General features: G+C 74.2%; 8 protein-coding genes. 6 read left to right on the plus strand and 2 right to left on the minus strand.

All coding sequences use genetic code 11. The annotated features are described in order from the left end of the window. Positions 1-40: 40 nt before the first annotated feature. Positions 41-787 (minus strand): class I SAM-dependent methyltransferase, encoded by a 747-nt coding sequence (locus tag ACFQ8C_RS36005; RefSeq protein ID WP_383466042.1) that lies wholly within the window; start codon positions 785-787, stop codon positions 41-43. A 329-nt stretch (positions 788-1,116) separates the two neighbouring features. Here ACFQ8C_RS36005 and ACFQ8C_RS36010 point away from each other — a divergent pair, with 329 nt between their 5' ends. Then, entirely contained in the window at positions 1,117-2,106 is a 990-nt protein-coding gene (locus tag ACFQ8C_RS36010) for an oxidoreductase (protein WP_383466044.1), read from the plus strand. A 21-nt stretch (positions 2,107-2,127) separates the two neighbouring features. Here ACFQ8C_RS36010 and ACFQ8C_RS36015 read toward each other — a convergent pair whose 3' ends face one another. Continuing rightward, entirely contained in the window at positions 2,128-2,853 is a 726-nt protein-coding gene (locus tag ACFQ8C_RS36015; RefSeq protein ID WP_383466046.1) for a transporter substrate-binding domain-containing protein, read from the minus strand. A gap of 394 nt (positions 2,854-3,247) precedes the next feature. On the opposite strand from ACFQ8C_RS36015, the gene ACFQ8C_RS36020 reads away from it, so the two are divergent. From ACFQ8C_RS36020 to ACFQ8C_RS36040, 5 genes are all read left to right on the plus strand, one after another. Then, entirely contained in the window at positions 3,248-3,427 is a 180-nt protein-coding gene (locus ACFQ8C_RS36020; RefSeq protein ID WP_383466048.1) for a hypothetical protein, read from the plus strand. Positions 3,428-3,524: 97 nt separating this feature from the next. After that, positions 3,525-4,091: a MauE/DoxX family redox-associated membrane protein gene (locus tag ACFQ8C_RS36025; RefSeq protein WP_383466050.1), complete on the plus strand. Its 567-nt coding sequence runs from the start codon at positions 3,525-3,527 to the stop codon at positions 4,089-4,091. Between the two features lie 42 nt (positions 4,092-4,133). Further along, entirely contained in the window at positions 4,134-4,670 is a 537-nt protein-coding gene (locus ACFQ8C_RS36030) for a TlpA family protein disulfide reductase (protein WP_383466052.1), read from the plus strand. Further along, positions 4,667-6,532, plus strand: coding sequence for an ABC transporter ATP-binding protein (locus tag ACFQ8C_RS36035; RefSeq protein WP_383466054.1), 1,866 nt, complete (start codon positions 4,667-4,669; stop codon positions 6,530-6,532). Before ACFQ8C_RS36030 ends, ACFQ8C_RS36035 begins: the two co-directional genes overlap by 4 nt. An 11-nt stretch (positions 6,533-6,543) precedes the next feature. Further along, positions 6,544-6,990, plus strand: coding sequence for a S26 family signal peptidase (locus ACFQ8C_RS36040; RefSeq protein ID WP_383466056.1), 447 nt, complete (start codon positions 6,544-6,546; stop codon positions 6,988-6,990). Positions 6,991-7,011: the final 21 nt, after the last annotated feature.

Below are 7,011 nucleotides of genomic sequence, written 5' to 3' on the forward strand. Positions count from 1 at the left end.
GCCCGGGGCAGGTCCCGGGCCTCCCCCTCCGTCGCGTCTCCTACGGGTGGCGCCGGAAGAGGCCCGTCCAGAGGAAGGCCTCGCCGAAGCGGGGGGAGTCGGCGGGCTCGTCGCGCATGCGGCGGAGCTCCAGCGGGGCGAGGTCCGCGAAGATCGCGCGGAGGTCGGTGTCGGTGTAGGCGAGGCCGCCCTCCAGGGCGCCCGCGCGGTAGAAGTCGGCGTCGGGGCGTTCGGAGCCCATGCCGTCCTCGCCCGCGGCGAAGGCGGTGAGGGCGAAGAGCCCGCCGGGGGCCAGGACGCGCTCCAGGAGGGCGAGATGGCTGACGCGCCGGTGCGGGGGCAGGTGGTGGAAGCAGCCGGAGTCGTAGACGAGGTCGTAGGGACCGTCGAGCGTGCCGGGCGCGAAGGCGTCGCCGCAGTGGAAGCGGACGCCGGTCGTGCCCGTCTCCCGGGCGCGCTCCTCCGCCCAGCGGATCGCGGTCGCGGAGAGGTCGACGGCGTCCACCCGGTATCCGAGCGAGGCGAGGTACAGGGCGTTCCGGCCGGGCCCGCAGCCCAGGTCGAGCGCCCGTCCGCCGCCCGTGAGCAGCCCCCGCTCCGCGTACGCCACCAGATTCTCGTCCGGCTTCGGGACGAAGAACGGCACCGGCCGGCCGCGGTCCGCGTAGAAGCCGTCCCACCAGTCCGCGCCGCCCTCCGTCCACCGGTCCGCCCCGGGCGCGAACAGCCCGTCCAGCAGTGTCAGGACGTCCTCGACCGTGCGGATGCCGCGGTCCGTCTCCCCCATGTGGGTCTCCCTTCGACGTGGACTCCAGGGTAGGGGGAGGACGGGTAAATGCCCAGGTCAGGACGGGTGTTGGGGGGTGCGGCGGAGGCTTCTGGAAGGGGTTGGGCGCGGTGCGGGCGGGGTGGGGGGCCCCGCCCCCGCAGGGGGTGCGAGAAGGCGGTCGAGGGCCCTTCTCCGGCCCCTGGGGGCCCTTTCCGCGGCGCGCCCGGGTGCCTTTCGCGGGGTTCCGGACGCCTGGTGCGCGCCGCCGCGTTCGCCGTCGGCGCATTCCGTGCGCCGACGGCGAACCGCCCTCTCCAGGAGGCCTGTTCGGTGGTCGACTGGGGCGCATGGAGATTCTGGTTCTGGGCGGGACGGCTTGGGTGGGTCGCGAAGTGTCGCGGCGGGCGTTGGAGCGGGGGCACGCGGTGACGTGTCTCGCGCGGGGGGAGAGCGGGGGTGTGGCGGAGGGGGCCGTGCTGGTGGCGGCCGACCGGCGGGAGCCGGGGGCGTACGACGAGCTGGCCGGGCGGGAGTGGGACGCCGTGGTCGAGGTGTCCTGGCAGCCGGGGTTCGTGCGGGGGGCGTTGGAGGCGCTCGGCGGGAAGGCCCGGCACTGGACGTACGTGTCGTCCGGGAACGTGTACGCCTCGCAGGCCGAGGTGGGGGCGGACGAGTCGGCCGAGCTGATGACGCCGACCGAGCTGGACGAGGTGGGGCGGGAGCTGTACGGGGAGGCCAAGGCCGCCTGCGAGCTGGCGTCCGTCGCGGCCGTCGGCGACCGGCTGCTGATCGCGCGGGCCGGGCTGATCGGCGGGCCCGGTGACGTGAGCGGCCGGACGGGCTACTGGGCGGCGCGGGCCGCGCGGGAGCCGGAGGCGCCGCTGCTGGTGCCGGACGAGCCGGAGCTGCCGACGCGGGTCGTCGACGTGCGGGACCTGGTCGACTGGATCCTCGACTCCGCGGAGAAGGGCCTGACGGGCGCCTACGACGCCGTGGGGCCGAACGTGCCCCTCGGGGAGTGGATCGCGCTCTCGCGGGCGGCCGCCGGGCACACGGGGACGGTGGTCCCGGCCGGGTCGGCGTGGCTGCTGGAGCAGGGCGTGGAGGAGTTCATGGGGCCCGAGTCGCTGCCGCTGTGGATCGTGGCGGAGGACTGGGGCGGGTTCCAGGCGCGGTCGGGTGCCGCCGCGGCCGCCGCGGGGCTCCGTCAGCGGCCGCGCACCGAGGTGATCGCCGACACCCTCGCCTGGGAGCGGGAGCAGGGGCTCGACCGGGAGCGCCGGGCCGGGCTCAGCCCGGAGCGGGAGGCCGGACTGCTCGGTCTGCTGGGCGGGTAGGGGCCGCGGCCGGTCCGTCCGCTACGGCGCCACCAGGGCGGGGTCCTGGCCCGAGCGGTGCAGGGCGTCGGTGACGAAGCCGTTCTTCTTCAGTTCCTCGACGAGGGCGCTGAGGTAGGCGATCGTCTCCGGGGCCCTGGCCGTCGTGGTGCCGACCGCCTGGCGGATCTCCATGAAGCGGCCGTCGATCAGGCGGACTTCGGGGTGGGCGGCGACGTACGCGGCGACCGGCTGGCGGATGCCGGCGCCGGCCTCCAGGTCGAGGGTGCGGAAGACCTCGACGCCCTCCGCGCCGCGTACGGCGGTCGCGTGGGCGAGGGTGCGGGTGAGGTGGAGGTCGTAGGCCGAGCCCTGCTTGACGCCGATGCGGACGCCGGGCGCGTCCACGTCCTCGACGGTGACGAGCGGCGAGTCGCGGTGGACCACGTACACGCCCTCGATGACGACGTACGGGGAGGTGAACGCGACCTCCTTCTCGCGCGCCGGGTCGATGGCGAGGAAGCACAGGTCGGCGCGGCCGTCCGCCATCGCCTCGAACGACTTGCGCGCCGCGTCGAAGCAGAGCGTCTCCACGGAGAGCCCGAGCCGCCGGCCGATCTCCCTGGCCAGGTCGACCGTGATGCCGGCGGGCGCCTCCGGCGTGCCCTGGGCGAGCACCGGGTTCCCGAGGTTGACGGAGGCCCGCAGGATCCCGGTGGGGGCGAGGTCGGCGGCGATCGCGGCGATGTCGTGGTGCGTGGTCGTCATGGTTGCGGAGTCTAGGCACCGGGCGGTGTCCCGGCGGGTGTCGTGGCGGTGGCGGGGGCCGGGCGTGGGGGCCGGCGCGGGGCCGGGCGCGGGCGTCCCGCCGAGGGGGGGACAGGGCGGTGTGGCCGAATTTCATGGGTGCGGGGCGAATGTTTTCAGCCATGTGCACGTGCTTTCGGAAGATTGAATTCCATATGGCGACAACCGTTCCGGATGATTGTCCACCTGCCCTGACCTCGCCATTTCCTTCCATGGGACGCGAAGATCGAAGTTGGTCTAGACATTTATTCCGGAAGGCGGGTAGGTTGCGGAACGCGAGTCTCGTGAACGTTTGCACGACCCGAAAATCCGTCTTCGCTTTGTGAGGGATCCTATGGTCAAGGCAATTGTCGGCATGGCGGACCGCGTTCTCGGACGCGTTCTCCGCGAGGAGAGCGCCGAGGCGTACTGCGCCTGCCCCGCGGGCGGCAGCAGCTGGTGCTCCGGCTCCACGCTCTACGTCAAGGTCTGCTGTTCCTGGAACTGCGCGGTGGCGCCGTCCTGCGTCACCAAGTCGTACCCGGGCGACTGCTGACCGCGCCTTTCGCGCCCCCCGGTGAAACCCCTCCCCGGCGCCGCTCCGCGCGGCCCCGGGGAGGGTCCCGGCCGGCACATCCGACGGAGGAACGACCGTGACCGACTCCTTGATCCTGGCCTTCCGGTGCGTCGTGGCCGTCGTCTTCGCGGCCTCCGCGCTGGGCAAGGCGCGCGCCCCCGGGGAGTTCCGCACGACCGTCCGGGAGATGCGGCTCGTGCCGCTGGGAGCGGTCGGCGCGGTCGCCGTGGCGGTGCCCGTCCTGGAGGCGCTGCTCGCCGCCGCCGTCTGGGTCCCGGCCCTCACCACCTGGGCCTTCGCCCTCTCCTTCGGCCTGATCGCGGTCTTCACCGCGGCCCTGGCCTCGGTCCTCCGCCGGAAGATCGACACCTCCTGCTCCTGCTTCGGCGCCTCCCGGACCCGGGTCGGCCCCGCGCACCTCGTCCGCAACGCCGTCCTCCTGGGGGCGACCGCCACCGGATGCGTCGCCTCGCTCGCCGCGGGCGGGCCGGGGCCCGTCCCGGTGCTCGGCTCCTCCGACTTCACCGGCGTCTTCACCGGGATCCTCGGCGCGGTCTGCGTGAGCGCGCTCGTCCTCTCCACGGACCTGCTCGCCGACGTCTTCTCCGCGCCCTCCTCCGGAGCCGGCCGGCGGACCTCCTGACCACCTCCCGCATCCGCCGCGAACCCAAGCGAGGCCCTTTCCATGCTTGTCGCCGCCGTCGTGCTGATCGGCTGTCTCTCCGTCTTCAACCTCTTCCTGCTGCTCGCGCTCGCGCGCCGCACCTCCGGCTCCGCCGGGAATTCCGGTGAATACGTCTCGGACGCCCCGGAGAACAAACTCCCGGACGGTTCCCCGGTTCCGGAATTCCAGACCGTCACGCATTCCGGAGAAGAACTCGACCGTAATTCCGTCATGGCCGGATCCGTCATCGGGTTCCTCTCCACGACCTGCACGCCCTGCGTCGAGCAGGCGCCGGAATTCGCCCGCATGGCGAAGGACTTCCCGGGTGGCCGGGACCATGTGCTCGTCTTCCTCAAGGGCGGCGGTCCCGAGCGGCAGCGGATGATCGAGCTGCTCGACCCGGTCGCCCGTGTCGTCACCGAGACCGCCGGCTCCGAGGGCGCCTCCGCCTCCTTCGGCATCGTCCGCTGGCCCAGCTACCTCGACGTCGACGCCGAGGGCCGGATCAGCGACCGCGGCCAGGTCGCCGCCGCCCCGACGGCGTCCGCCTCCCGGTGACCGGTTCCCCGAACCCCGAGGCGCGGCGGGAGGTGCTCCGGGCCGGGCGGACCGCGGCCGCGCTCGCCTGGCGGGCGGGGCGGGGCGCGCTCCTGCTCTACCTGGCGGGGAGCGTCGTCGCGGGGCTGCTGCCCGCCGCCGCCGCGCTCCTCGTCCGCGAGCTGTTCGACGCGATCACCCAGCACCGGCCCACGGACGCCCTCGTCCGCGTCGCCGTCCTCCTGGTGGGGGTCAGCCTGGGCATCGCGCTCGTCCCCGCCGTCACCGACTTCCTCCGCGAGCAGCACGCCCGGCGGGTCCAGCTCCGGGTGCAGGACGAGCTGTTCGAGGGCGTCAACCGGCTGCCCGGACTGCGGCACTTCGAGGACCCGGCCTTCCAGGACGAGCTGCGGCTCGCCCAGGAGGCGGGCTCCTCCGCGCCCGGCATGCTGATCGGCTCGGTCGTCGGCGGCGTACAGGCGCTGGTGACCTTCCTCGGCTTCCTGGTCACGGTCTGCGTCCTCAACCCGCTGCTCGGCGTGCTCACCGTCGTCATGGCGCTGCCGACCTTCCGCACCCAGCTCACCGCGGGCCGCCGCCGGGCGGCCGTCATCCGGGACATCGTGGCGCGCAGCCGCCGCCAGATGTTCTACGCGAGCCTGCTGACCGACACCGACGCGGTGAAGGAGATCCGGCTCTTCGGCCTCCAGGACCACTTCAAGGACCGGGCCCGGGCCGAGCTGGCCTCGGCGTCCGAGACCGAGCGGCGCACCGAACTGCGCAACCTCCTCAGGGGAGTTCCGCCGTCGGTGCTCGGCGTCGCCGTCTACGGCGCGGGGCTCGTCTGGGTCGTCAGGGCCGTCGGCGACGGCTCGCTCTCCGTCGGCGACGTCTCCGTCTTCCTCGCCGCCACCGCCGCCATCCAGACCGGCGTCGGCCAGCTGGCGAACACCGGGAGCAACGCCTACCAGGCCCTCCTCACCTTCGTCTCCTACCGTGCCCTGCGGGACATGGCCCCCGACCTGCGGCAGCTGGACGGGCCGGCCGAGGAGCCCCGCGCGCTGCGTTCCTCGATCACCTTCGAGAACGTCTGGTTCCGGTACGACGACCACGCGCCGTGGGTGCTGCGCGGGGTGGACCTGACGCTCACCGCCGGCGTGGCGACCGCGCTCGTCGGGCTGAACGGCGCCGGGAAGAGCACCCTGGTGAAGCTGCTGTGCCGGCTGTACGACCCGACCGAGGGCCGCATCCTCTGGGACGGCACCGACATCCGCCGCTTCACCCCGGACGAGTACCGCCGCCGCATCGGCGTCGTCTTCCAGGACTACTGCCGGTACGACCTCACCGCCGGGGAGAACGTCGGGCTCGGCCGGCTCGACCGGGCGGGCGACACCGGCGCGGTCACCGGGGCGGCGCGGGCGGCCGGCATCCACGACCGGCTCACCCGCCTGCCCGCCGGATACGACACCCTCCTCAGCCGGATCTTCGTCCCGGACGGGGAGCAGGGCGCCGGCTTCGGCGGCCAGTCCCTCTCCGGCGGCGAGTGGCAGCGCGTCGCGGTGGCCCGCGCGTTCATGCGCGCCGACGCCGATCTGCTGATCCTCGACGAGCCCAGCGCCGGCCTGGACGCGGAGGCGGAGGCGGAGATCCACGACACCCTGCGCACCCTGCGGGACGGGGCGACCGGCGTGGTGATCTCGCACCGGCTCGGCGCCGTCCGCGACGCCGGCCGCATCGTCGTCCTCGGCGACGGCCGGGTGGTCGAGGAGGGGACGCACGAGACGCTGATGGAGCGGGCCGGCCGGTACGCGGAGCTGTTCACGCTCCAGGCGGACGGCTACCGTACCGACGCGCCGGGCCCCGTCCCGGACCCCGTGCCCTGAGGAGGGGTGACGTGTACGTGTTCCTCGGCGTGACCGCCGGACTGGCACTGCTCCTGGTGCTGCTGCGCCGCTTCCTCTCCCGTCTCCGGATCAACGGGCCGAGCATGATGCCGGCCCTGCGGGACGGGCAGCGGGTCCTCGTCCTCCGGAGCGGCCCGGCCCGGCTGCGTACCGGCCGGATCGTCGTCGTGGCCCCGCCCGAGGGGCTCGTGCGCCCCCGCCGGGGCGCGGACCCGGCCGCCCGGCCGCCGCTCGTGGTGAAGCGGGTCGCCGCGCTGGCCGGGGAACCGGTCCCGCCCGAGGTGTGCGCCGCGGCCGGCGTCGCGGAGGGCTCGCTCGTCCCGCCCGGCCGGGTCGCCCTGCTCGGCGACAACCCGGCCTTCAGCACGGATTCCCGCTTCTGGGGCCTGCTGCCGGTGTCCAGCGTCGTCGGCGTCGTCCTCGACGAGGCGGCGTGACCGGACGGCCCCGCCCCCGGG

The sequence above is a fragment of the Streptomyces sp. NPDC056503 genome (genome assembly GCF_042794995.1).
Taxonomy (GTDB): domain Bacteria; phylum Actinomycetota; class Actinomycetes; order Streptomycetales; family Streptomycetaceae; genus Streptomyces.